General features: G+C 65.7%; 18 protein-coding genes. 5 read left to right on the forward strand and 13 right to left on the reverse strand.

Features of this window, described 5'->3' with window-relative positions; all coding sequences use genetic code 11:
• Window positions 1-26: 26 nt before the first annotated feature.
• From GC146_RS04495 to GC146_RS04535, 9 genes are all read right to left on the reverse strand, one after another.
• Window positions 27-1,658 (reverse strand): alpha-D-glucose phosphate-specific phosphoglucomutase, encoded by a 1,632-nt coding sequence (locus GC146_RS04495; RefSeq protein WP_291834932.1) that lies wholly within the window; start codon window positions 1,656-1,658, stop codon window positions 27-29.
• The gene (glgX, locus tag GC146_RS04500; RefSeq protein ID WP_291834934.1) at window positions 1,655-3,778 is read right to left on the reverse strand and encodes a glycogen debranching protein GlgX; all 2,124 of its coding nucleotides are present in this window, start codon (window positions 3,776-3,778) and stop codon (window positions 1,655-1,657) included. Before glgX ends, GC146_RS04495 begins: the two co-directional genes overlap by 4 nt.
• On the reverse strand, window positions 3,775-5,205 hold the full coding sequence (glgA, locus tag GC146_RS04505; RefSeq protein ID WP_291834937.1) for a glycogen synthase GlgA: 1,431 nt from the start codon (window positions 5,203-5,205) through the stop codon (window positions 3,775-3,777). Before glgA ends, glgX begins: the two co-directional genes overlap by 4 nt.
• The gene (glgC, locus tag GC146_RS04510) at window positions 5,202-6,482 is read right to left on the reverse strand and encodes a glucose-1-phosphate adenylyltransferase (RefSeq protein WP_291834940.1); all 1,281 of its coding nucleotides are present in this window, start codon (window positions 6,480-6,482) and stop codon (window positions 5,202-5,204) included. The genes glgA and glgC overlap by 4 nt, the downstream gene beginning before the upstream one ends.
• A gap of 17 nt (window positions 6,483-6,499) precedes the next feature.
• On the reverse strand, window positions 6,500-8,695 hold the full coding sequence (gene glgB / locus GC146_RS04515; protein WP_291834943.1) for a 1,4-alpha-glucan branching protein GlgB: 2,196 nt from the start codon (window positions 8,693-8,695) through the stop codon (window positions 6,500-6,502).
• Between the two features lie 74 nt (window positions 8,696-8,769).
• The gene (locus tag GC146_RS04520; RefSeq protein WP_291834946.1) at window positions 8,770-9,396 is read right to left on the reverse strand and encodes a nucleoside/nucleotide kinase family protein; all 627 of its coding nucleotides are present in this window, start codon (window positions 9,394-9,396) and stop codon (window positions 8,770-8,772) included.
• A gap of 13 nt (window positions 9,397-9,409) precedes the next feature.
• Window positions 9,410-10,186 carry an ATP-binding cassette domain-containing protein gene (locus tag GC146_RS04525; RefSeq protein ID WP_291834949.1) on the reverse strand — a complete coding sequence of 259 codons (777 nt, stop codon included), beginning with the start codon at window positions 10,184-10,186 and terminating at the stop codon, window positions 9,410-9,412.
• A complete protein-coding gene (locus GC146_RS04530; RefSeq protein ID WP_291834951.1) occupies window positions 10,186-11,259 on the reverse strand; it encodes an ABC transporter permease in 1,074 nt (357 codons plus the stop codon). Before GC146_RS04530 ends, GC146_RS04525 begins: the two co-directional genes overlap by 1 nt.
• A 131-nt stretch (window positions 11,260-11,390) precedes the next feature.
• Window positions 11,391-12,404 carry a sugar ABC transporter substrate-binding protein gene (locus tag GC146_RS04535; RefSeq protein ID WP_291834952.1) on the reverse strand — a complete coding sequence of 338 codons (1,014 nt, stop codon included), beginning with the start codon at window positions 12,402-12,404 and terminating at the stop codon, window positions 11,391-11,393.
• A 164-nt stretch (window positions 12,405-12,568) separates the two neighbouring features.
• Between GC146_RS04535 and GC146_RS04540 the strand changes: the two genes are divergently transcribed.
• The 3 genes from GC146_RS04540 to GC146_RS04550 all read left to right on the forward strand — a co-directional run bounded on the left by GC146_RS04540 (window position 12,569) and on the right by GC146_RS04550 (window position 14,621).
• The gene (locus GC146_RS04540) at window positions 12,569-13,765 is read left to right on the forward strand and encodes an ROK family transcriptional regulator (RefSeq protein ID WP_291834955.1); all 1,197 of its coding nucleotides are present in this window, start codon (window positions 12,569-12,571) and stop codon (window positions 13,763-13,765) included.
• Between the two features lie 96 nt (window positions 13,766-13,861).
• Complete coding sequence (locus GC146_RS04545; RefSeq protein WP_291834958.1) at window positions 13,862-14,116, forward strand: hypothetical protein; 255 nt, start codon at window positions 13,862-13,864, stop codon at window positions 14,114-14,116.
• Window positions 14,091-14,621, forward strand: a complete 531-nt coding sequence (locus GC146_RS04550; RefSeq protein ID WP_291834959.1) for a hypothetical protein — start codon at window positions 14,091-14,093, stop codon at window positions 14,619-14,621. The genes GC146_RS04545 and GC146_RS04550 overlap by 26 nt, the downstream gene beginning before the upstream one ends.
• On the opposite strand, the gene GC146_RS04555 is transcribed toward GC146_RS04550, so the two are convergent.
• Genes GC146_RS04555 through GC146_RS04565 form a run of 3 tightly spaced genes read right to left on the reverse strand, consistent with a single transcriptional unit; the run spans window position 14,606 to window position 17,271 of the window.
• Window positions 14,606-15,451 carry a class II fructose-bisphosphate aldolase gene (locus GC146_RS04555; RefSeq protein WP_291834962.1) on the reverse strand — a complete coding sequence of 282 codons (846 nt, stop codon included), beginning with the start codon at window positions 15,449-15,451 and terminating at the stop codon, window positions 14,606-14,608. The genes GC146_RS04550 and GC146_RS04555 overlap by 16 nt on opposite strands.
• Window positions 15,448-16,290: a 5-deoxy-glucuronate isomerase gene (locus GC146_RS04560; RefSeq protein WP_291834965.1), complete on the reverse strand. Its 843-nt coding sequence runs from the start codon at window positions 16,288-16,290 to the stop codon at window positions 15,448-15,450. The genes GC146_RS04555 and GC146_RS04560 overlap by 4 nt, the downstream gene beginning before the upstream one ends.
• 3 nt (window positions 16,291-16,293) lie before the next feature.
• Window positions 16,294-17,271 carry a PfkB family carbohydrate kinase gene (locus GC146_RS04565; protein WP_291834968.1) on the reverse strand — a complete coding sequence of 326 codons (978 nt, stop codon included), beginning with the start codon at window positions 17,269-17,271 and terminating at the stop codon, window positions 16,294-16,296.
• Between the two features lie 104 nt (window positions 17,272-17,375).
• On the opposite strand from GC146_RS04565, the gene GC146_RS04570 reads away from it, so the two are divergent.
• Together GC146_RS04570 and GC146_RS04575 are read left to right on the forward strand one after the other, a co-directional pair.
• Window positions 17,376-18,479: a Gfo/Idh/MocA family oxidoreductase gene (locus GC146_RS04570; protein WP_291834971.1), complete on the forward strand. Its 1,104-nt coding sequence runs from the start codon at window positions 17,376-17,378 to the stop codon at window positions 18,477-18,479.
• Window positions 18,480-18,491: 12 nt separating this feature from the next.
• Window positions 18,492-19,649, forward strand: coding sequence for a Gfo/Idh/MocA family oxidoreductase (locus GC146_RS04575; protein WP_291834974.1), 1,158 nt, complete (start codon window positions 18,492-18,494; stop codon window positions 19,647-19,649).
• Here GC146_RS04575 and GC146_RS04580 read toward each other — a convergent pair.
• Window positions 19,646-20,641 (reverse strand): LacI family DNA-binding transcriptional regulator, encoded by a 996-nt coding sequence (locus tag GC146_RS04580; RefSeq protein ID WP_291834977.1) that lies wholly within the window; start codon window positions 20,639-20,641, stop codon window positions 19,646-19,648. The two genes, GC146_RS04575 and GC146_RS04580, sit on opposite strands and share 4 nt — an antisense overlap.
• Between the last annotated feature and the right edge of the window lie 128 nt (window positions 20,642-20,769).

Consider the following 20,769-nt stretch of genomic DNA (forward strand, 5'->3'; position numbering starts at 1 on the left):
GGGAGTATTTTCGGCCAGAAGAAGACTCAGGTAATCACGTCGGGCGCGGCGCGGCCGGTATGGGCCTTGATCCGGGCGATCTCCTCGGCGGCGGCGATGACCGGGGCAAGGGCCGCCTGCGCGTCCTGGTGCAGTTTCGCGGGGTCGGTCTCGACGCTTTCGAGGTAGACGCGCAGCGTGGCGCCCACCGTCCCGGTCCCTGACAGGCGGAACACAGCGCGCCCGCCGCCCGCAAACCCGATGCGCAGGCCCTGTCCTTCGGAACGCGAGCCATCGACCGGGTCGTCATAGGCGAACTCGTCGGCGCTGGTGATGGTGAGGCCTTGCACTTCACGGCCCGGCAGGTCGGGCAGGACATCGCGCAGGGCGCTCATCAGGGCGTTGGCCTTGTCGGCCTCGACATCCTCGTAGTCGTGGCGCGAGTAGTAGTTGCGTCCGTAGGTTTGCCAGTGATCGGCCATCAGGTCGGCCACCGACTGCTTTGTTACGGCCAGAATGTTGAGCCAGAGCAGCACGGCCCAGAGCCCGTCCTTTTCGCGCACATGGTCAGACCCGGTGCCGGCCGATTCCTCGCCGCAGAGCGTGGCGCGGCCCGCGTCGAGCAGGTTGCCGAAGAACTTCCGCCCCGTGGGCGTCTCGTAGCAGGCGATGCCAAGTTTCGCGGCGACCCGGTCGACCGCGCCGGAGGTGGGCATGGAACGCGCGACGCCCTTGAGCCCACCGGCATAGGCCGGGGCGAGGTGCGCCTGCGCCGCCAACAGCGCAAGGCTGTCGGAGGGGGTCACGTAAAGGCCGCGGCCCACGATCATGTTGCGGTCGCCGTCGCCGTCGCTGGCGGCGCCGAAATCGGGCGCGTCCTTGCCCATCATCACGTCGATCAGCTCTTTCGCCCAGATCGGGTTGGGGTCGGGATGGCCGCCGCCGAAATCGGGCGAGGGGGTGCCATGCACGACCGTGCCGGGGGCCGCGCCCAGCCGGCCCTCGAGGATCTCGGTGGCATAGGGGCCGGTCACCGCATGCATCGCGTCAAACCGCATCCGGAATCCCGAGGCGAAAAGCGCGCGGATCGCGTCGAAATCGAAAAGGCTTTCCATCAGCGCGGCGTAGTCGGCGACCGGGTCGACCACCTCGATTGTCATCCGGTCAAGCGTGCTGGTGCCCAGCCGGCCCAGATCGACATCGCCTGTCTCGATGATGTGATAGGCGGCAATAGTCTGGGTCGCGGCATAGATCCGGTCGGTGACGTGTTCCGGTGCCGGGCCGCCGTTGGGCGTATTGTACTTCAGGCCAAAATCCGCCTCGGGGCCGCCGGGGTTGTGACTGGCCGACAAGATCAGCCCGCCGCTGGTGGACCGCTTGCGGATCAGGTTCGACGCGGCAGGGGTCGAAAGGATGCCGTTCTGGCCCACGATGCAGGCCTTTGCGCCACTGGCCGCGGCCATGCGCAGGATGACCTGGATCGCGCGATCGTTGAAATAGCGCCCGTCGCCGCCCACAACGAGCGTCTTGCCGCCAAGGCCACCGATGCCGTCGAATATGGATTGGACATAATTTTCAAGGTAATGCTGCCCCATGAAGACATGGGTCTTCTTGCGCAGCCCACTGGTGCCGGGCTTCTGACCGGCGATCGGCCGGGTTTCGATTTTCAGTCGTTTCATCGCTTGCCTCCCTTGGCGGCCATGTGTGGCAGCGGCTCCAGCACCAGCGCGACGACCGAGCGGGCGCTGACCTCGATCTTGTGTTGCACCACCTCCGGCGTCGCGGCCGGATTGGCGGTGTCGATGTGGCGCACCCAGACCCAGCCCGCCAAAGGTGCGGGAAGCACTGCGGTGACAGCCTCGTCATTGTTGAATACCACGAAAATCGCGGTTTCCTGAGCGGCGTATTCGGGCGTGCCCGAAGTTGTGCGCAATTCCACGGCAAGGCGGTGCAGGCCGGGATCGGTCCAGTCGGTATCGCTCATCGGCTGGCCGTCCAGACGGCGCCAGAAGATATCTGGCGCGCCGTCGATAAGGCGGCTGCGGGCATGCAGGAAACGGGCCTGCCGCAGGATCGGGTGCGCCTTGCGAAACGCGATCAGCGCCTGCACGAAGGCAAGAAAGGCGGGATCCTCGCCCTGGTGGCCGGGGCCCCAGTCGACCCAGCCGATCTCGTTGTCCTGGGCATAGGCATTGTTGTTGCCCTGCTGGCTGTTGCCCAGCTCGTCACCCGCCAGCAGCATCGGCGTGCCTTGCGAGAACATCAGCGTGGCCAGCATGTTGCGGCGGCGCTGCGCGCGGGCGGCGCGGATCGCGGCATCGGTCGTCGGCCCCTCGACACCCATGTTGTCGGAGTAGTTCTCGGAATGGCCGTCGCGGTTATCCTCGCCGTTGGCCTCGTTGTGCTTGCCGGCGTAGCTGACCACGTCGGCCAGCGTGAACCCGTCATGCGCGGTCAGGAAATTGATCGAGCTGGTGGCCGGCCGCCCGCCATGGTCGAAGCGCAGGGCCGAGCCGGAAACGCGGATCGCCAGCTTGCGGATGGTGCCCGCGTCGCCCCGCCAGAACCGGCGCATCTGGTCGCGGTACTTGTCGTTCCATTCGGCGAAGGGCCAGCCGAAGCCGCCCATCTGGTAGCCGCCGGGCCCGATGTCCCACGGCTCGGCGATCAGCTTGACACCGGCGAGCACCGGGTCCTGTCGCAGGGCCTGAAAGAACGGGGCGTCGCGGTCAAAGCCGCTTTCGGTCCGGCCAAGGCAGACGGCAAGATCAAACCGGAAGCCATCGACATGCATCACCTCGACCCAATAGCGCAGGCTGTCCATCACCATCCGCATCACCATCGGGTGGTTGAGGTTCAACGTGTTGCCGGTGCCGGTATCGTTGATGTAGTAGCGCGGCGTTTCGGCCAGCCGGTAATAGCTGCGATTGTCCAGCCCGCGGAAGCACAGCGTGGGCCCCATCTGGTTGCCTTCGGACGTGTGGTTGTAGACCACGTCAAGGATCACCTCGATGCCCGCGGCATGAAAGCGCGCCACCATCTGCTGAAACTCGGCAATGTCACCGGTGCCAAGGTAGCGCGGATCGGGCGCGAAGAAGCCGTGGGTCATGTAGCCCCAATAATTCTTCAGCCCCTTGTCGAGCAGGAAGCGGTCATCGAGGAAGGCCTGTACCGGCAATAGCTCGATCGCGGTGATGCCCAGCTTCGTCAGGTGGTCAAGGACTGGATCCTCGGCCAGTCCAAGGAAGGTGCCGGGGCGGGTCATGTCGCGCCGTCCGGCGGTCAGGCCTTTCACATGCGCCTCGTAGATCACGGTATCGGACCACGAGGTGCGTGGATGTTCGTCTTCGCCCCAGCTGAAGGCAGGATCAACGACGATCGAGCGGGGCGCGTAGCGTGCGCTGTCGCGGGTGTCGAAGGTCAAATCGCCGTGCTTGGCGCTGACATCGTAGCCCATCAGCGCGTCGTGCCAGATTGGCGGGCCCGACAGGCGCTTGGCGTAAGGATCCATCAACAGCTTGTGCGGGTTGAAGCGGTGGCCCTCGTCCGGGCGGTAAGGCCCGTGCGCGCGGAAGCCATAGTGCTGACCCGGACGCAGCCCCGAGATATAGCCGTGCCAGACGTCGCCGCTGCGCTCGGGCAGGGTGATCAGGTAATATTCCTCGCCCTGATCGTTGAAGAGCGACAGCATCATTCGCGTGGCGTTCTGCGAGAACACCGCGAAGTTGACGCCTTCGCCATCGAAGGTCGCGCCAAGCGGATACGGCCGCCCGGCCCGGATCACCAGCTTTTCGGTCATGAGCGGGCAGCAAGCCCCCGGTAAAGGGCGCCGTAGGCCCCGGCAGAAGGGCCCCAGCCCACCGGCTGGCGCATCGCGTTGCGCTGCATCATGTCCCATGCCGCGGGTTGGGCGAAAAGATCACATAGTTGGGTCAGCGCACCAGTTAGCGCATCCGCCGTGACCGGGTGAAACTGGATGCCGGTCGCGACACCCATCGCAAGCGCGGCGGGCGAGGCATTGATGACGGTGTCGGCCAGTCCGCCGGTCAGCGCGACAACCGGGATGGTGCCATAGCGCAGGCCGTAAAGCTGCGTCAGCCCGCAGGGTTCGAACCGCGAGGGGACGAGGATGGCATCGGCCCCGGCGATCATCCGGTGGCTGAGCGCCTCATCATAACCGATGCGCACCGCAACGCCCGCGTCGCGCGCGGCGGCACGGAACGCCTGTTCCAGCCCGCCATCGCCCGAGCCCAGCAGCGCCAGTTGCCCGTCGCGGGCCAGAAGCGTGGGCAACGCCTGAAGCAACAGGTCGAGGCCCTTCTGCTCGGTCAGGCGCGAGACGACACAGCACAACGGGCCGGTTGCCTCGGGCAGGCCCAGTTCGGCCCGCAGCGCGGCGCGGTTCTTTGCCTTGCCGTGCGCGTCCTTGTAAGGCGTGATCGCCGGATCGGTTTCGGGGTTCCAGACATCTTCGTCGATGCCGTTGATGATGCCGGTCAGGTCTGCGCGCCGCTTTCGCATGACACCGTCAAGACCCATGCCGAAGGCATCGGTCATCAACTCGCCTGCGTAGGTGGGTGAGACGGTGGTCAGCCTGTCCGCACCCATCAGCCCGGCCTTCAGCGCCGAGATACGCCCCCAGAACTCGAACCCGTCGGGGTTGAACCGGTTGGGGTTCAGTTTGAGCGTGCGCAGCTTGCCCGCGTCGGCCAGCCCGTGAAAAGCGATATTGTGGATCGTCAGCACGGTGCCGATCCGGCCTGTCCCGCCCATGGCGTGCAGGTATTCGGGCACGAAGCCCGCCTGCCAGTCGTGGCCGTGCAGCACCTGCGGTTGCCAGCCCCCCAGCCCCTCGACGGCGATCTGGGCCGCGACCCAGCTGAGGGCTGCAAAGCGTTCGGGGTTGTCTGGCCAGTCACGCCCGTCGGGGCCAAGGTAGATCGACCCGGGCCGGTCGTAGAGATGGGGCGCATCCAGCACGACCAGGTCCAGCCCCGCCGCGGTCGCCGCGATAATTCGCGCCGGACCTCCGAAGAGCCCCGCCTGGGTGGAGACGACGCGCGGATCTTCAAGCGCCTTCATCACCGCCGGGTAGCCCGGCAGCAAGGTGCGCATCTTCACGCCTTCGGCCTTGAGCGCGCCGGGCAGGGCGCCCGCCACGTCGGCAAGCCCGCCGGTCTTGACCAGCGGGGCACATTCCGACGTGACGGACAGAACCTCGGTCATTTCGCGGCGTTGTACCTGTCGATCATGTCCTGGGTGATCAGGGTGGTGCCCTTCTCGGTCACCCGGAACCATTTGGCGTCCTCGGCGGGATCCTCGCCCACGACCAACCCCTCGGGGATCACCACGCCCTTGTCGATGACCGCTTTGCGCAGCCGGGCCGAGCGATTGACGACCACGTAGGGCAGGGCCACGACATGATCCAGAACGGCGTAAGAGTTGGTGTGTACCTGCGTGAACAGCAGCGAGTTGCGCACCTCCGTCCCCGAGATGATGCAACCGCCCGAGACCATCGACGAGATGGCCACGCCGCGGCGGTCCTTCTCGTCATGGATGAACTTGGCGGGCGGCACGCTTTCGGAATAGGTCCAGATCGGCCACTGCCGGTCCCAGAGGTTGAGATCGGGGGTGAAATTGGTGAGGTCGATGTTGGCTTCCCAGAAGGCGTCGATCGTGCCCACGTCCTTCCAGTAGGCAGGCGCGCCCGTCTCGCGCACGCAGCTGTCATCGAAGCGGTGCGCCATCGCCTTGCCGTTCTTGACGATGTCGGGGATCAGGTCATTGCCGAAATCATGGCTGGAATTGGGATCTTCGCGGTCGGCGAGCAGCAGGTCGCGCAGGTATTTCCAGTTGAAGACATAGATGCCCATCGAGGCCAGCGCGACATCGGGATTGTCGGGCGTGGCGGGCGGATCTTTCGGCTTTTCGAGGAAAGAAGTGATGCGCCCTGTCGCGTCAGTGGCCATCACGCCAAAGGCCGTGGCCTCCATCCGCGGAACGGTCAGGCAGCCGATTGTCACGTCCGCGCCGGTTTCGACATGCTGGCGCAGCATCAACTCGTAATCCATCTTGTAGATGTGATCGCCGGCAAGAATGATGACGTAATCAATGTGGTAGCTGTCGACGATGTCGATGTTTTGGGTCACCGCATCGGCCGTGCCGCGATACCAGCTGCTTTCGTCCATCCGCTGGCTGGCCGGCAGGATGTCGAGGAATTCGTTGCGCTCGGCGCGGAAGAAGTTCCAGCCGCGCTGGCAGTGGCGGATCAGGCTGTGCGCCTTGTACTGGGTCGCCACGGCCATCTTGCGGATGCCCGAGTTCATCGCGTTGGACAGCGCGAAATCGATGATCCGCGTCTTGCCGCCAAAATAGACCGCCGGTTTGACGCGCCTGTCCGTCAGTTCCTTGAGGCGCGAGCCGCGCCCGCCAGCCAGCACGAAGGCCATCGATCGTTGTGTCAGGCGGCGGCTTTCTTGCGTGGTGGGGCTGTCATTGGCCATGGGTGCGGTCCTCCTCCTCAGGCCGTGGCCGGGCTGAACATCAGCGTGGCCAGCGGCGGTAGCGTGATGCGGATCGAGGCGGGCTGGCCCTGGCAGGGGCCCTCGACCGCCTCGACCCCACCAAGATTGCCACGGTTTCCTCCTCCGTAAACCGTGGCATCGGTGTTCAGGATCTCGGTCCAGTGCCCGGTGGAGGGCACGCCGAGACGGTAGTCAGAGCGTTCCACCGGGGTGAAATTGCAGACCACCACGACGGGCGGATCGCCCGGATTGCCGCGCCGCAGGAAGCTGTAGATCGAGGCCTCGGCATCATGGACTTCGATCCACTGAAAGCCGTCACCTTCGCAGTCTTTGGCATAAAGGGCGGGTGTGGTGCGATAAAGCCGGTTGAGATCGCGCACGAGGCTCTGGATGCCTGCATGCTCGGGTCGCGCTGCGGCATCCCAGTTGATCTGGCCCTGATGGTTCCATTCCTCGGGCTGGCCAAACTCGCAGCCCATGAACAACAGCTTCTTGCCCGGATGGCCCCACATGTAGCCGTAATAGGCCCGCAGGTTGGCGCATTTCTCCCACCAGTTGCCGGGCATCTTTTCCAGCATCGAGCCTTTGCCGTGCACCACCTCGTCATGGCTGATCGGCAGGATGAAGTTTTCCGAGAACGCCCACATGATGGGCTTGGTCATCAGGTCGTGGTGGTATTTGCGGTGGATCGGGTCGTTGTGCATGTAGCGCAACGTGTCGTTCATCCAGCCCATGTTCCACTTGAACCCGAAGCCCAGACCGCCCGCGTCGACCGGGCTCGAGACGCCGGGGAAACTGGTAGATTCCTCGGCCACCGTCATGATGCCGGGGTGTTGGCCGTAGGTAAGCGTGTTCATCCGCCGGAACAGGTCGATGGCCTCAAGGTTTTCGCGGCCGCCGTGGCGGTTGGGTACCCATTCACCCTCGTTGCGCGAATAATCGCGGTAAAGCATCGAGGCCACGGCATCCACGCGCAGCCCGTCGACATGGTATTCATCCAGCCAGAACAGCGCGTTGGCGACCAGAAAATTCGCCACCTCTGCCCGGCCGTAATTGTAGATCAGGGTGTTCCAGTCGTTGTGGAACCCTTCCTTGGGATCGGCATGTTCGTAAAGATGCGTGCCATCGAAACGGCCCAGCCCGTGCGGATCGGTCGGGAAATGGCCCGGCACCCAGTCAAGCAACACCCCAAGGCCAGCCTCGTGCGCGGCCTCGACAAGATCGCGGAATTCATGCGGGGGGCCAAAGCGGATGGTGGGGGCATAAAGCCCGACCGGCTGGTAACCCCATGAGCCGTCAAACGGATATTCGCTGACCGGCAGCAGTTCGAGATGGGTAAAGCCCATGTCGCGGGCATAGGTCACCAGGTCCTTGGCGGCCTCCTTGTAGGACAGCGGCCTGCCGCCTTGGTCCCAGATCCGTTTCCACGAGCCAAGGTGAACTTCGTAGACGGAAATCGGCGCGTCGCGGCGATTGGCGGCGGCGCGCGCGCCCATCCAGCCGGCATCCTTCCAGCCGAACCCGCTGATGTCGCGGATCACGCTGGCGGTCTCGGGCGGGTGCTGGGCGCCGAAGCCGACCGGGTCGGCCTTCAGCGGAAGATGTTCGCCATGCCGCCCGATGATCTCGTACTTGTAGGCCTGTCCGTCATGCGCGCCGGGCACGAAAATTTCCCACACGCCGGTGCCGCCGCGACGGCGCATCGCGTGGCGTCGCCCGTCCCATGCGTTGAAATCGCCCACGACCGAGACGCGCGCGGCATTGGGCGCCCAGACGGCGAAATGCGTGCCTGCCACGCCGTCCAGCGTCATCACATGCGCGCCCAGCGCCTCCCATAGCCGCAGGTGCGTGCCTTCGCCCAGCAAGTATTCGTCCAGATCGCTCAGCACCGGGCCAAAGCGGTAGGCGTCATCATAGTCCCACGTGGTGCCGTCCGCGCCGGTGCCGCGCAGGCGATAGGGCTTGGCAGGCACCTTGCCGCAAAAGACCGGCCCGGCGGCCCGGGTCAGCGGATATGTCTTGTTGCCGACCACCGCTGCAAGTTCATAGGCCCCCGGATCGATTGCGGTGACCCATGTGGCGCGGCCATGCTTGTGCGGGCCGAGAACCGCGAACGGATCGTCGTGGCGCGCGTCTTGCAGGCGGGCGATGGTGTCGGCGGAGATCGGCAGGGTGGCAGCTTGGTCGCTCATTCTCAGCACCATAATGGCTTTGCCAAAGGTCACAAGGAGGTTGTTAACGCTAACGGTTCCGGACGGCCAGCCGTTCAGGACAGCGTCAGGTGACAGGTAATCGCCTTGTCGATGATCCGCTGCGCGTTGGGGATGTCATTGCTTTCGGCCCGCCGCGTGGCCGCCGCCCGGCTGAGATTGAGCGACAGCCAGCGTTGGATCAGACGTGCGCGCAACTCCGGCATCGGCACATCGAGGCGCACCGTCATGTCCCACAAGGGCGCCAGCCCGTCCCATGGCGGCTCGTCAAACATCAGGTAATTGCCCTCGACGATGACGATGGAGCAATCGGCAGGCACCACCAGCGCGCCCGCGATGGCCAGATCGCGCGGGCGGTCGAAGACCGGCATGACCACCTCTTCGCCGGCGGCCAGTCGTTTGATCGCATGCAGGAAACCGGCCGCATCGAAGGTTTCTGGCGCGCCCTTGCGCGCGCGAAGGCCGCGGGCATCCAGCACAGCGTTGTCGAGGTGGAAGCCGTCCATCGGCACGACCTGGTTGGGGCAGCGCTGCTCGCGCAGGCGCCGGCCCAGTTCGGCGGCCAGCGTCGACTTGCCGCTGCCGGGCGCACCCGCGATTGCGACAAGCACGCGCGACTTCTGCTCTCTCAGATCGTGGACGTTCTGCGCCAACAGATTGATCTGCGAGGTAATGTCGAGCACGGTTTGGGGCCTTTCAGACAGTCTCCAGCTCCGTTTCCGGAACCTTCGCCCCCGTCATATAGGCAACAGCGTCAGACATGGTATGATTCTTGGGGTCGATCAGGCAAAGACGCCGCCCCAGCCGGTGGACATGGATGCGGTCGGCCACTTCGAAGACATGCGGCATGTTGTGGCTGATCAGCACGATCGGGATGCCGCGGTCGCGCACCGACAGGATCAGCTCCAGCACCCGGCGGCTTTCCTTCACGCCGAGCGCCGCGGTGGGCTCGTCAAGGATGATGACCTTGCTGCCGAAGGCGGCCGCACGGGCCACCGCGACGCCCTGCCGCTGGCCGCCTGACAGCGTCTCGACCGCCTGGTTGATGTTCTGGATCGTCATCAGGCCAAGCTCGCTCAGCTTGTCGCGGGCGAATTTCTCCATGTGACCGCGGTCAAGCTGGCGGAACACCTTGCCCATAAGCCCCTGCTTGCGCACTTCGCGGCCCATGAACATGTTGTCCGCGATCGACAGCGCCGGCGACATGGCCAGTGTCTGATAGACGGTTTCGATGCCGGCGCGGCGGGCGGCGATGGGAGAATCGAAGTGGTAGGGTTTGCCTTCTAACCACATCTCGCCGCCATCAACCTGCAACGCACCTGTCAGCGACTTGATCATCACCGATTTGCCCGCGCCATTGTCGCCGATCACGGCAAGGATCTCTCCCGGCATCAGGTCAAAATCGCATCGGTCGAGGGCGGTGACCTTGCCGAAACGTTTCACCAGTCCACGGGCCTTGAGAAGGGGTTCCATTACGCTGATGCCTTTCTGATCCACTGGTCCACGGCGACCGCGCCGATGATCAGCGCACCGATCAGCAGGTAGGTCCATTGCGGATCGGTGCCGTACATGTTGAGGCCGAGAGAGAAGACGCCGACGATCAGCGCCCCGAACAGAGTGCCGAGGATCGAGCCGCGTCCGCCGAAAAGCGAGATGCCGCCAATCACCACGGCGGTGATCGAGTTGATGTTTTCGAGCTGGCCCGAGGTGGGAGAGACCGAGCCCAGCCGCCCGATCAGCACCCAGCCCGCGAAGGCGCAGATGAGGCCGGTCAACGTGTAGACAGAGACAAGCGTCCCGGTGACGTTGACGCCGGCCAGTTCTGCTGCGTCAGGATCATCTCCCACGGCATAGACGTGCCGGCCCCACGAGGTGTTTTTCAGCACCCATGCCAGCACGAGCACCAACACCACCATCGAGATCGCGCCCCATGTCAGCACCGCGCCGCCCACGCGCACGGTCTGGCCGAAAAGCTGCAGGATCGGGGCCTTTTCCTCGATATCCTGCGCGCGGATCGTCTCGTTGGCGGAATAGAGGAAGTTCGCGGCCAGCACGATCTGCCACATGCCCAGCGTCACGATGAAGGGCGGCAGTTTCAGCCGCGAGACCATGTTGCCGTTGAGAAAGCCGATGAAGGCGCCAAGGCAAAGGCCGCACAGCACCGAAATACCCGGCGGCAGGCCGTAGCGGAAGGTGAACTGGCCCATCACGACCGAGCAGATCACCATGATCGCACCCACCGAAAGCTCGATCCCGGCGGTCAGGATCACCAGCGTCTGGGCGGCGCCGACGATGCCGGTGATGGCAACCTGCTGCAGGATCAGCGTCAGGGCATAGGCGGAAAAGAACTTCTTGCCCAGTACCATCCCGAAGATCGCGATCGAGACGACGAGGACGATCATCGGTACCAGCGATGGCGTCTTGTGCAGGGCGCTCTGCATGCGCTGGACGAAGGTCTTGCTGGTCTCGGCGAACTCGGCGACGCCCTGAGGCGCGGCCCCAAGGTCGCGCTCGAAATCCTGCGGACCGCGCGTGTCTGATGGCATCTGGCTTCCCCCCGGGCGTTGTCGACAATGTCGCGCCGCCGTCTTGGTCAGACAGGCGGCAGAGGCGCCGGGCGCGCGGGGATGCGCGCCCGGCACTATTGGTGCAGTCTGGGCCCTTGCCGGGCCTCAGATCAACCCCAGCAGAGTTCGAGACCCTTGGTCGTGTCGATCGAGGGGACACCGTCGACCGGGTGATCGGTCACCAGTTGCGCGCCTGTGTCGAAGAAGTTCTTGCCGTCGGTCGGCGCGGGTTTGGTGCCGTCCTTGGCGAACTGGGCGATCGCAGCGATGCCCTTGGAGGCCATCAGCAGCGGGTATTGCTGCGAGGTGGCGCCGATCACGCCGGCGGCCACGTTCTTGACGCCCGAGCAGCTGCCGTCGACCGACACGATCGTGACATTGTCCTGCATCCCCATTGCCTTGAGCGCCTGGTAGGCGCCGGCGGCGGCGGGTTCGTTGATGGTGTAGACCATGTTGATCCCGCTATCCTTGGCCAGCAGGTTTTCCATCGCCTTGCGGCCGCCTTCCTCGTTGCCGGCGGTCACGTCATGGCCGACGATGCGGGGATCGGTCTCGTCGCCCCATTTGTTGGGGTCGCCCAGATCGATGCCGAAGCCCTGCAGGAAGCCTTGGTCGCGCAGCACGCCCACGGTGGGCTGCGAGATGGCGATGTCGAGCATGGCAATCTTGGCGGTGGCCGCGGCATCGCCCATCGTCGCCTTGGCCCATTCGCCGATCAGCATGCCGGCCTGGAAGTTGTCGGTGGCGAAGGTCATGTCGGCGGCGTCGATCGGGTCGAGCGGGGTGTCGAGCGCGATCACGAGAAGGCCCGCGTCACGCGCCTTTTGCACCGTCGGCACGATCGCCTTGGTGTCGGAGGCGGTGATCAGGATACCCGAGGCGCCGTCGGCGATGCAGGATTCGATCGCGGCAACCTGAGTTTCATTGTCACCGTCAACCTTGCCCGCGTAGGACTTGAGCGTGATGCCCAGTTTTGCGGCCTCGGCCTGCGCACCTTCCTTCATCTTGACGAAGAAGGGGTTGGAATCGGTCTTGGTAATCAGGCAGGCGGTGACGCCATCGGCGCTGGCCGCTCCGGCAAGCGCGATCAGGGCCAGGGCCGACCCGGCGAAAAGTTTCTTCATGGTTTCCTCCCAAAGTGGACAGCAGCCAAGCGGCCGCCGCAGGCCCCGCACCATTGTGGACCGGGACGAAGGTAGGGAACATCTGCGGAAGTGATTCGTCAATTAATAAATCTAGTTGATTTATTTAATCAGCTGGGCAGACTGGGATCGGGGAAGGAGACCTCATGGAGCGTGCGGACGTGCGCAAGCTGCGCGCCGGCGTCAACCAGCGCGGCGTGCGTGAACACAACGAGCGGCTGATCCTGTCGATGATTCAGCGCAACGGTGCGATGCCCGGCAGCGACCTGGCCCGCATCACGGGCCTGTCGCCACAGACCCTTTCGGTCATCCTTCGGGGGCTGGAGACCGAAGGAATCATCGCGCGCGGCGATCCGCAGCGGGGCAGGGTTGGCAAGCCCTCGGTTCCGATGGATCTTGCGCCGGATGGGGCTTTCTCGGTCGGGCTGAAGATCGGGCGACGCTCGTCCGACCTTGTCCTGACGGACTTGCGCGGCGCGGTCCGGATGCAGTTGCGCACGACCTACCATTACCCGATGCCCGACGAGGTGCTGTCATTCCTTGCCGCAGGGCTGGAGACGTTTCGCGCGGCTTTGCCCGCGGACAAGGCACGGCGCATCGCGGGCATCGGTCTTGCCAAGCCCAACGAGATCTGGAGCTGGCACGAGACGATCGGCGCGCCCGCTTCCAGCCTTGCGGCCTGGCGCGAGATCGATTTCGAGGCCGAGGTCGCCCGCGTGACAAACCTGCCGGTCTACCTTCAGAACGACGCGACGGCGGCCTGCCGGGCCGAGCATATCTATGGCCGGGGGCGCGAATTCAGCGATTACGCCTATTTCTTCGTCGGGCTCTTCATCGGCGGAGGGATCGTGCTGAACCACGCAGTCTTCGAAGGGCCTAGCGGCAATGCCGGTGCCTTTGGCCCGCTGCCCTCGGGGGGCGGACAGGGTGCGCGGCGGCTGATCGACGATGCCTCGCTCTACCTGCTGGAAAAGCAGCTTGAAGAGGCGGGGATGGACCCGGTTCAGATCTGGGCGGAACCGCTGGACTGGTCGGGGTTCCCGGCCATCCTCGAGACGTGGATCGATCATGTCGCATGGCACCTCGCGCGCGCCGCGCTGACCGTCTGCGCCGTTATCGACTTCGAAGCGGTGCTGATCGATGGCGCGTTTCCGCTGGGCGTCCGCGAACGCATCGTCGCCGGCGCGCGCGCGGCGATGGCGACGATGGACACGCGCGGCGTGATCGTACCCCGCATCGAAGAGGGGCGGATCGGCGGCAATGCGCGGGCGCTGGGCGCGGCGTCTGCCCCGATCTTCGCGCAATATTTCCTCGACACGCTTGGCGGCTCTGCACCGGAATAAGACAATGAACGAACCGTTCGCGGAGACTGGATTTGACAGGGCAGGGCGTAGTCACGACCATCGCGCCGGTCGACAAACACAGCCAGGGGCGATCTCATGAGCCTGAACACCTTCCGTTACCAGATCGTCTACGCGGTATTGGACAAGTCCAACGCCGTCATCCACCAGGCAGTCGAAGTGCTGCCCGACGGCACCACGCCGCCGGATTTCCGCGTCGGCGATCCATGGCGCGTCGAGCGTCAATCGGGCGGTTTCATCGAGGGCAAAGTCAGCTCGTCGACGCGCAAGCTGATTTTCACCGACGCCCGGAACTGGCTGGTACAGTATGATTTCCAGATCACCGAAGTCTGAGGCCGCTCGCAACCTCGACCCTGCACTTGTCGGGGAATGGACGACTGGCGGCCGGACCTATGCTTTCGCCGCGGACGGCTGGTACCAGGTTTACGACGATGCCTTGGCGACCGTGTCTGCCGATGGTCAGAGCCTCGACATTGCCGGTACGGTCTATGACCGCGTTCTTGGTGCGGGCGGTCAGATTGTCGGGGAGTGGTCTCTTACGACGTTGGATGGCGGCGTTACATGGGTAGAAGACTGGTTGCTGCGGGCCGATGGCACTTATGCCGTCCAGTGGACGGCCGACGGCGCCTTCGATTCAGTCTATCTTGGAAGCTACTCTTATCGGGGCGGGATTCTGGCCACGCGAGAGCGACGTGCGCTGGTCAGCACCGGACCGGGCGATGCAATCCTGTTCGACGTGCCTTATGGCCCGGACAGCACCGGAACCTACAGCATTTTACCGGGCGGTGAATTGTTGGTCATCATCGACGGTGTGACGACAACCTATACTCCTGCCTGAGATCCGGCCATCAATCCGGAAATAACGCGCTCCGCGGCAGCCTGCACCGGAGCTTCGGTGGCCCGCAGGATGGCCAGCCGGTCAAAGACATCGGCATCGGCGGCGAGGGTCGCGCGCAGGGCCGTGCCGAAGGCCATGCGCAGCTCTGTCCCGATATTGAACTTCGCCACCGTGGTCTCGCGCGCCAGAAGCTGCCGGTCGGCATCGCTGACGCCCGAGCCGCCGTGGATCACCAGCGGCACCTGCGTGCAGGCCATGATCGCGGCGATGCGCGCATGGTCGATCACCGCGGCGCGGGTCTGCTGCAAATGCACGTTGCCCACGCTGACGGCCATCGCGTCCACGCCCGTCTCGCGCGCGAAACGGGCGGCCTCGTCGGGGTCGGTGCCAACGCCCGGCGCGCCCTCGGCATAGCCCACGAAGCCGATCTCGCCCTCGCAGCCAGCGCCCGCGGCATGGGACATTTCGGCGACCTGCGCGGTCAGCGCGATATTCTCGTCCAGCGGCAGCGCCGAGCCGTCGAACATGATGCCGCTAAACCCGCAATCAAGCGCGATGCGGCACTCCTCCAGCGTCTTGCCGTGGTCGAGGTGCGCCACGACCGGAACCGACGCGCCCTCGGCCAGCGTGCGGAACATCGCGCCCAGCACCGGCAGCGGGGTATGCGCGCGGCAGCCCGGCCCGGCCTGCAGGATGACCGGCGCGCCCAGCGCCTCGGCCGCGCGGACATAGGCGCGGGCATCTTCCCAGCCCAGCACCACCAGCCCGCCCACCGCGTAACCGCCCACATTGGCGGCGCGCAGCACGGTATCGAGGGCGGCCAGCGTCATTTGAACTTGGCGATCATGTCCTTGATCCCCGGTATCGTTTCGACCTGGTCGGCATGGCTGGGCTGGAAATACTGGACAAGGCTGCGCTGGCTCGCGCCGCCCAGAATCGTGAAATAGTACATCTCGTATCCCGGCAGCACCGCGCAGGGGTGATAGCCCTTGTCGATCAGGATCGTCGAGCCATCGACGATGTGATAGGCATCGCCCGGCTTGCCGTCCTCACGTTGCAGCATCTGCAACCCCGAGCCGTGCTTGGGGCGAAAGCGAAAGTTGTAGGCCTCGTCGTGATGCGTCTCCAGCGGCAGGCGGTCGGTGTCGTGCTTGTGGCTGGGAAAGCCAGACCAGCCGCCCGCACCCACGGTGTAAAGCTCGCTGACCAGCAGCCGGCCGACCTTGCCGTGGTATTTCTGGCCAAGGATATGCTTGATCTTGCGGTGGGTTTTCGTGTCGTCCGAGCCGTATTGCACAAGGTCGATCTCGTCCGTGCGCACGGCGAAGGGCTCCAGCACCGGGGCAAAGCGCGCCCCCGCGATGAACACCTCGGCCCGGTCCGACAGGCAGACCATCCGTGCGCTGGCGCCCGAGGGGACATAAACGCCTTCCGGCTCGCCATCCCAGACATCCACGCCGCGCCCGCCAAGGGCCGGGGCGGAAAACCCTTCGACCGTGACGTCGACGGTGCCGGTGGCCGGGACGATGCAGGTCTCGTATCCCGGCACGCGGTAATCGAACGCCTCGTCCCGGCGCAGCTTGACGATGTTGAAATAGGTCAGCGGCACGGTGGGATCGTCGATGTCGACGATCGGCTGATTGTGGTTCTCGTAGGGCGGGATATGCATGTCTCAGCTCCTTTGCGGGGCGGGATAACGGGCGATGAAGGTGTCGAGCGTGTCGGGCGTCGGCATGGCGCCGGCGCAGCCCACGGTCGCCACAACCATGGCCGCGGCGGCCGACCCGCGCCGCAGCGCGGTATCGAGCGGTTGGCCCCCGGCCAGCGCCGCCAGCAGGTTGCCGAGAAAGGCATCGCCCGCGCCGAAGGGTTTCAGCGGTGTGACCGGGAAAACGGGCGTTTCGATCACTGCGCCGTCGGTGAAGGTGACCGACCCCGCCGCGCCCATCTTGTAGACGGCGATCCGGCCGTCCCGGCCCATGCCGCGGGCCAGATCGCGCCCGGCGGCGGGGCTGCCGGCAAGAACGCCGAACTCCTCGTCATTGCCGACGATCATGTCGGCGGCGGCGGCCGCTTCCAGCATGATGCCTTGCGCCTGGCCGCCGTCGGCCCAGCTGTAGGGCCGGTAATCGAGGTCGAGGATCACCGGCAGGCCGGCGGCGCGGGCCGCCGCCATCGCCGCGCGCGTGGCGCTGCGTGAAGGGTCCGCCGCCAGCGCCGTGCCGGTGACGACAAGGGCCGCGGCCGGCGCGAAGGGCAGGGCGACCACATCGGCCCTGTCCAGCGCGAAATCGGCCGCGCCGTTGCGGTAGATCACCGTTTCATGCCCCTCCATCCGGCTTTCAGCGAGAGCTAGAGAGGTGCGCACGCCGCCACCGCGCACCGCGACATGGACGGTGCCGATACCGTGCCGGGCCAGCGCCGCCAGAACGAAACGGCCCACGGCGTCGTTGGAAACGGCGCTGACAAGGCTGGCGGCACTTCCCGCGCGCACCAGCGCCGCCGCGATGTTGCCCGCCGAACCGCCAAGATCGCTGACAAAGCGGGAGGCTTCGGCCGTGGGCGTGCCCGGCGGGTCTGGATAAAGGTCCATTCCTGCGCGGCCCAGCACGAGGAATTGTCCCGCCTGCAGCCTGTTCCAGTCCGGCATCGCCGCGCCTCCCGAAGTGACGACCGGGACTTGGCGATTGACGCCCGGCCCCGGGACAGGCTAGACGTTTTGCAACCGGTTGCAAAGAGCAAAGGCGCGGGGCCATGGCCGAGATTGGAATTGGGATCGTCGGTGGTGGCTACATGGGCAAGGCCCATGCGGTGGCGATGTCGGCGGTGGGTGCGGTCTTTGACACGGGCCTGCGGCCGCGGCTGGAATTGGTCTGCGGCAGCACGCCCGCATCGTCCGAACGGCACCGCGCCGCGCTGGGGTTCGCCCGTGCCGCGCCCGACTGGCAGGCGTTAGTCACCGATCCACGCGTGGAGGCGGTGATCATCGCCGCGCCGCAGGCCCATCACCGGGAGATCGCACTGGCCGCGCTGGACCTGGGCAAGCCCGTCTTCTGCGAAAAACCGCTGGGCGAAAGCCTGCAGGATTCGGCTGCGATGGTGGCGGCAGCGGCGCGTACCGGCGTCGCCAACATGGTTGGCTTCAACTACATCCGCACGCCCGCCTCGCGCTATGCGCGCCAGCTTGTGGCAGAGGGCGTGATCGGCGACGTCACCTGGTTTCGCGGCGAACATACCGAGGATTTCCTGGCAGACCCGGCCCTGCCCGGCACCTGGCGGACCCGGTCTGAGGCGGCAGGCACGCTGGGCGATCTGGCCCCGCACATGATCAACGCCGCGCGCGCGCTGATCGGGCCGATCGCGGCGGTGATGTCGGACGTGCAGACCGTGCACGCCACCCGCGGCGGCGAGGCGGTGCTGAACGACGACCAGGCGCAGATGATGGTGCGATTCGACAATGGCGTTGCGGGGCATCTCTTCTTCAGCCGCACCTACCATGGCCGCAAGATGGGATATGCCTATGAAATCGTGGGAACAAGGGGCGCCATCCGGTTTGATCAGGAAGACCAGAACGCGCTGCACCTCTACCTTGCCGAAGGGCCCGAGGCGCAGCGCGGCTTTCGCAAGATCCTGACCGGCCCGGCGCATCCCGATTACCTGCCGTTCAGCCAGGGGCCGGGGCACGGGACCGGCTATAACGACCAGATCATCATCGAGGCGCGCGATTTCCTGCAGGCGATCGAGACCGGCCAGCCGGTCTGGCCGACCTTCGCCGAGGGCCACGAGGTGAACCGCGTGATCGCCGCCGCGCGGGCAAGCCATGCCGGGCAAGGCTGGCGCAACATTTCCGACTTTTGAGGGAGCGACACGATGGCACGTCTGAACTGGGGCATGGTGGGTGGCGGCAAGGGCAGCCAGATCGGCCCCGCGCATCGGCTGGGCACCGCCGTTGACGGCAAGTATTCCTTTGTTGCCGGGGCGTTGGACGTCAATGCTGACGCTGGCCGCGCCTTCGCGCAGGAGCTGGGCGTCGCCCCTGATCGCGCCTATGGCGACTGGCGGGAGATGCTGGAGGGCGAGCGCAACCGCTCCGATCGGTGCGACCTTGTCACCGTCGCCACGCCGAACGCCACCCATTTCGAGATTACCAAGGCCTTCCTCGAAGCCGGGTTTCACGTGCTGTGCGAAAAGCCGATGACGATGACCGTCGAGGAAGGCGAGGAGATCGTGAAGATCGCCGCGAAAACCGGTCAGCTTTGTGGCGTAAACTACGGATATTCGGGGTATTCCCTGGTCCGGCACATGCGCGCGATGGTGGCGCGCGGCGATCTGGGCGATATCCGTGTGGTGGTGGCCGAATTCGCGCATGGTCACCATGCCAACGCCGCCGACATGGACAACCCGCGCGTGCGCTGGCGCTATGATCCGGCGCAGGCCGGCGTTTCGGCCCAGTTCGCCGATTGCGGTATCCACGCGCTGCACATGGCAAGTTTCGTTACAGGACAAGAGGTTACGGCACTAACTTCAGATTTCGCCGCAACCGTTCCGGGCCGGGTGCTGGAGGATGACGCGATGGTCAGCTTCCGGATGGATGGTGGCGCGGTCGGGCGGCTGTGGACCTCGTCCATCGCGGTCGGGCGGATGCACGGGCTGACTTTGCAGGTTTTCGGGTCCAAGGGCGGGCTGCGCTGGGCGCAGGAACAGCCCAACCAGCTGATCTGGACGCCGGTTTCGGGCCGCAACCAGATCATCGAGCGCGGCGAGGCGGGCCTGTCGCCCGAGGCCGACCGCGCCAGCCGTGTCACGATGGGCCATGCCGAGGGGATGCCGTTGGCCTTTGCCAACATCTACAGTGATTTGGCCGAGGTCATTCAGGCCCGCAAGGAGGGCCGCGCGCCCGATCCGGCGGCCGATCTTTACCCCAAGGCGGTGGATGGGCTGCGCTCGATGGCGGCGGTTCATGCCGCGGTGGCCAGCGCCAAGGCCGACGGCGCCTGGACCGATGCGCGCCCGCCGATGCTGCGCTAACGAACGGGCCGCAGCGTTGCCCGCTCGACGATCTGGCAGCCGAACAGGCGCATCTCGGGCGGGCGTCCGGGATCGCGCATGATCGCCGTCACCTGGTCGATCGAGGCCGCGACGATCTGGTCGATGGGCTGGCGGATCGTGGTCAGGTCGATGCCGTTCCAGCCGGCCATCTCCATGTCGTTCACGCCCAGCAGGCCAACGTCTTCGGGCACGCGCAGGCCCGCATCGCGCAGGGCCGAGAGCGCGCCGATGGAAATCACGTCATCGCCGCAGAAGTAGACCTCGGCCGGGCCGCGGGCGATCAGGTCCTGCATCGCGGCGCGCCCCGCTTCGAAGCTGTAATTGGCGGCGTGGGCGACGCTGGTTTCCAGCCCCAGCCGCTCGGCCGCGGCAAGGAACCCGTCGCGCCGGTCCTGGGTCGAGGTGGCGGTTTGCGGGCCGCCGAGAAACCCCGCGCGGGCATAGCCGCGGGCGACAAAGGTTTCCGCCGCCAGCCGCCCGGCGGCGGCGTTGTTTATGCCCACGACATCGACATCGGGCTGGTCGCTGGCGCGGGCAAAGCAGTGCAGCACTGGCACGCCCGCCGCGCGATAGGCGGCGGCAAAGCTGGTGGGCAGGGTGGACGAGGCGACGATGGCCGCATCGACCGAGTATTGCCGTAGCATCCGCAGTGATAGCGCCGGGTCCAGATCGTCCGAGAGGTTCACCAGCAGCGGCCGCAACCCCTCGGCCTGAAGGCCGCGCGTGAAAAGGTCGAACACTTCGAGGTAGAAAGGGTTGTGAAAGTTGTTGGCGACCAGCCCCACCAGCCGCGTCTTGCCGGTTGTCAGCCCCGCGGCCAGCGCATTGGGATGGTAGCCCAGCGCGTGTGCGGCCTTCATCACCTTGGCCCGCGTCGCGGCAGACACCGACGCGCCCTCGGTAAAGCTGCGCGATACGGCCGAAGGCGAAACGCCCGCCTTCTCGGCCACCTCGCGCAATGTCACAGCCATCGGACATGCCCCGCGTCAAGATCCGGCAAACTGTGCCATCGGGCCGTAGTCTTTGCAACCGATTGCAGTCGCCCTCTGCAGACTTGCGCCTCGCGCGTTGCCTGCGATGATCGGGGGCAGGAACCGGA

Source organism: Limimaricola sp., from assembly GCF_016125575.1.
Classification (GTDB): Bacteria; Pseudomonadota; Alphaproteobacteria; order Rhodobacterales; family Rhodobacteraceae; genus WGLM01.

Excerpts from the sequence above, each read along its gene's own strand:
- glgX (WP_291834934.1), bottom strand. The coding sequence starts at position 3,778 with ATGACCGAAAAGCTGGTGATCCGGGCCGGGCGGCCGTATCCGCTTGGC.
- GC146_RS04495 (WP_291834932.1), bottom strand. The coding sequence starts at position 1,658 with ATGAAACGACTGAAAATCGAAACCCGGCCGATCGCCGGTCAGAAGCCC.
- GC146_RS04565 (WP_291834968.1), bottom strand. The coding sequence starts at position 17,271 with ATGCCGGACTGGAACAGGCTGCAGGCGGGACAATTCCTCGTGCTGGGC.
- GC146_RS04550 (WP_291834959.1), top strand. The coding sequence starts at position 14,091 with ATGATTTCCAGATCACCGAAGTCTGAGGCCGCTCGCAACCTCGACCCT.
- glgB (WP_291834943.1), bottom strand. The coding sequence starts at position 8,695 with ATGAGCGACCAAGCTGCCACCCTGCCGATCTCCGCCGACACCATCGCC.
- GC146_RS04580 (WP_291834977.1), bottom strand. The coding sequence starts at position 20,641 with ATGGCTGTGACATTGCGCGAGGTGGCCGAGAAGGCGGGCGTTTCGCCT.
- glgA (WP_291834937.1), bottom strand. The coding sequence starts at position 5,205 with ATGACCGAGGTTCTGTCCGTCACGTCGGAATGTGCCCCGCTGGTCAAG.
- GC146_RS04525 (WP_291834949.1), bottom strand. The coding sequence starts at position 10,186 with ATGGAACCCCTTCTCAAGGCCCGTGGACTGGTGAAACGTTTCGGCAAG.
- GC146_RS04555 (WP_291834962.1), bottom strand. The coding sequence starts at position 15,451 with ATGACGCTGGCCGCCCTCGATACCGTGCTGCGCGCCGCCAATGTGGGC.
- GC146_RS04570 (WP_291834971.1), top strand. The coding sequence starts at position 17,376 with ATGGCCGAGATTGGAATTGGGATCGTCGGTGGTGGCTACATGGGCAAG.
- glgC (WP_291834940.1), bottom strand. The coding sequence starts at position 6,482 with ATGGCCAATGACAGCCCCACCACGCAAGAAAGCCGCCGCCTGACACAA.
- GC146_RS04540 (WP_291834955.1), top strand. The coding sequence starts at position 12,569 with ATGGAGCGTGCGGACGTGCGCAAGCTGCGCGCCGGCGTCAACCAGCGC.
- GC146_RS04560 (WP_291834965.1), bottom strand. The coding sequence starts at position 16,290 with ATGCATATCCCGCCCTACGAGAACCACAATCAGCCGATCGTCGACATC.
- GC146_RS04530 (WP_291834951.1), bottom strand. The coding sequence starts at position 11,259 with ATGCCATCAGACACGCGCGGTCCGCAGGATTTCGAGCGCGACCTTGGG.
- GC146_RS04575 (WP_291834974.1), top strand. The coding sequence starts at position 18,492 with ATGGCACGTCTGAACTGGGGCATGGTGGGTGGCGGCAAGGGCAGCCAG.
- GC146_RS04545 (WP_291834958.1), top strand. The coding sequence starts at position 13,862 with ATGAGCCTGAACACCTTCCGTTACCAGATCGTCTACGCGGTATTGGAC.
- GC146_RS04535 (WP_291834952.1), bottom strand. The coding sequence starts at position 12,404 with ATGAAGAAACTTTTCGCCGGGTCGGCCCTGGCCCTGATCGCGCTTGCC.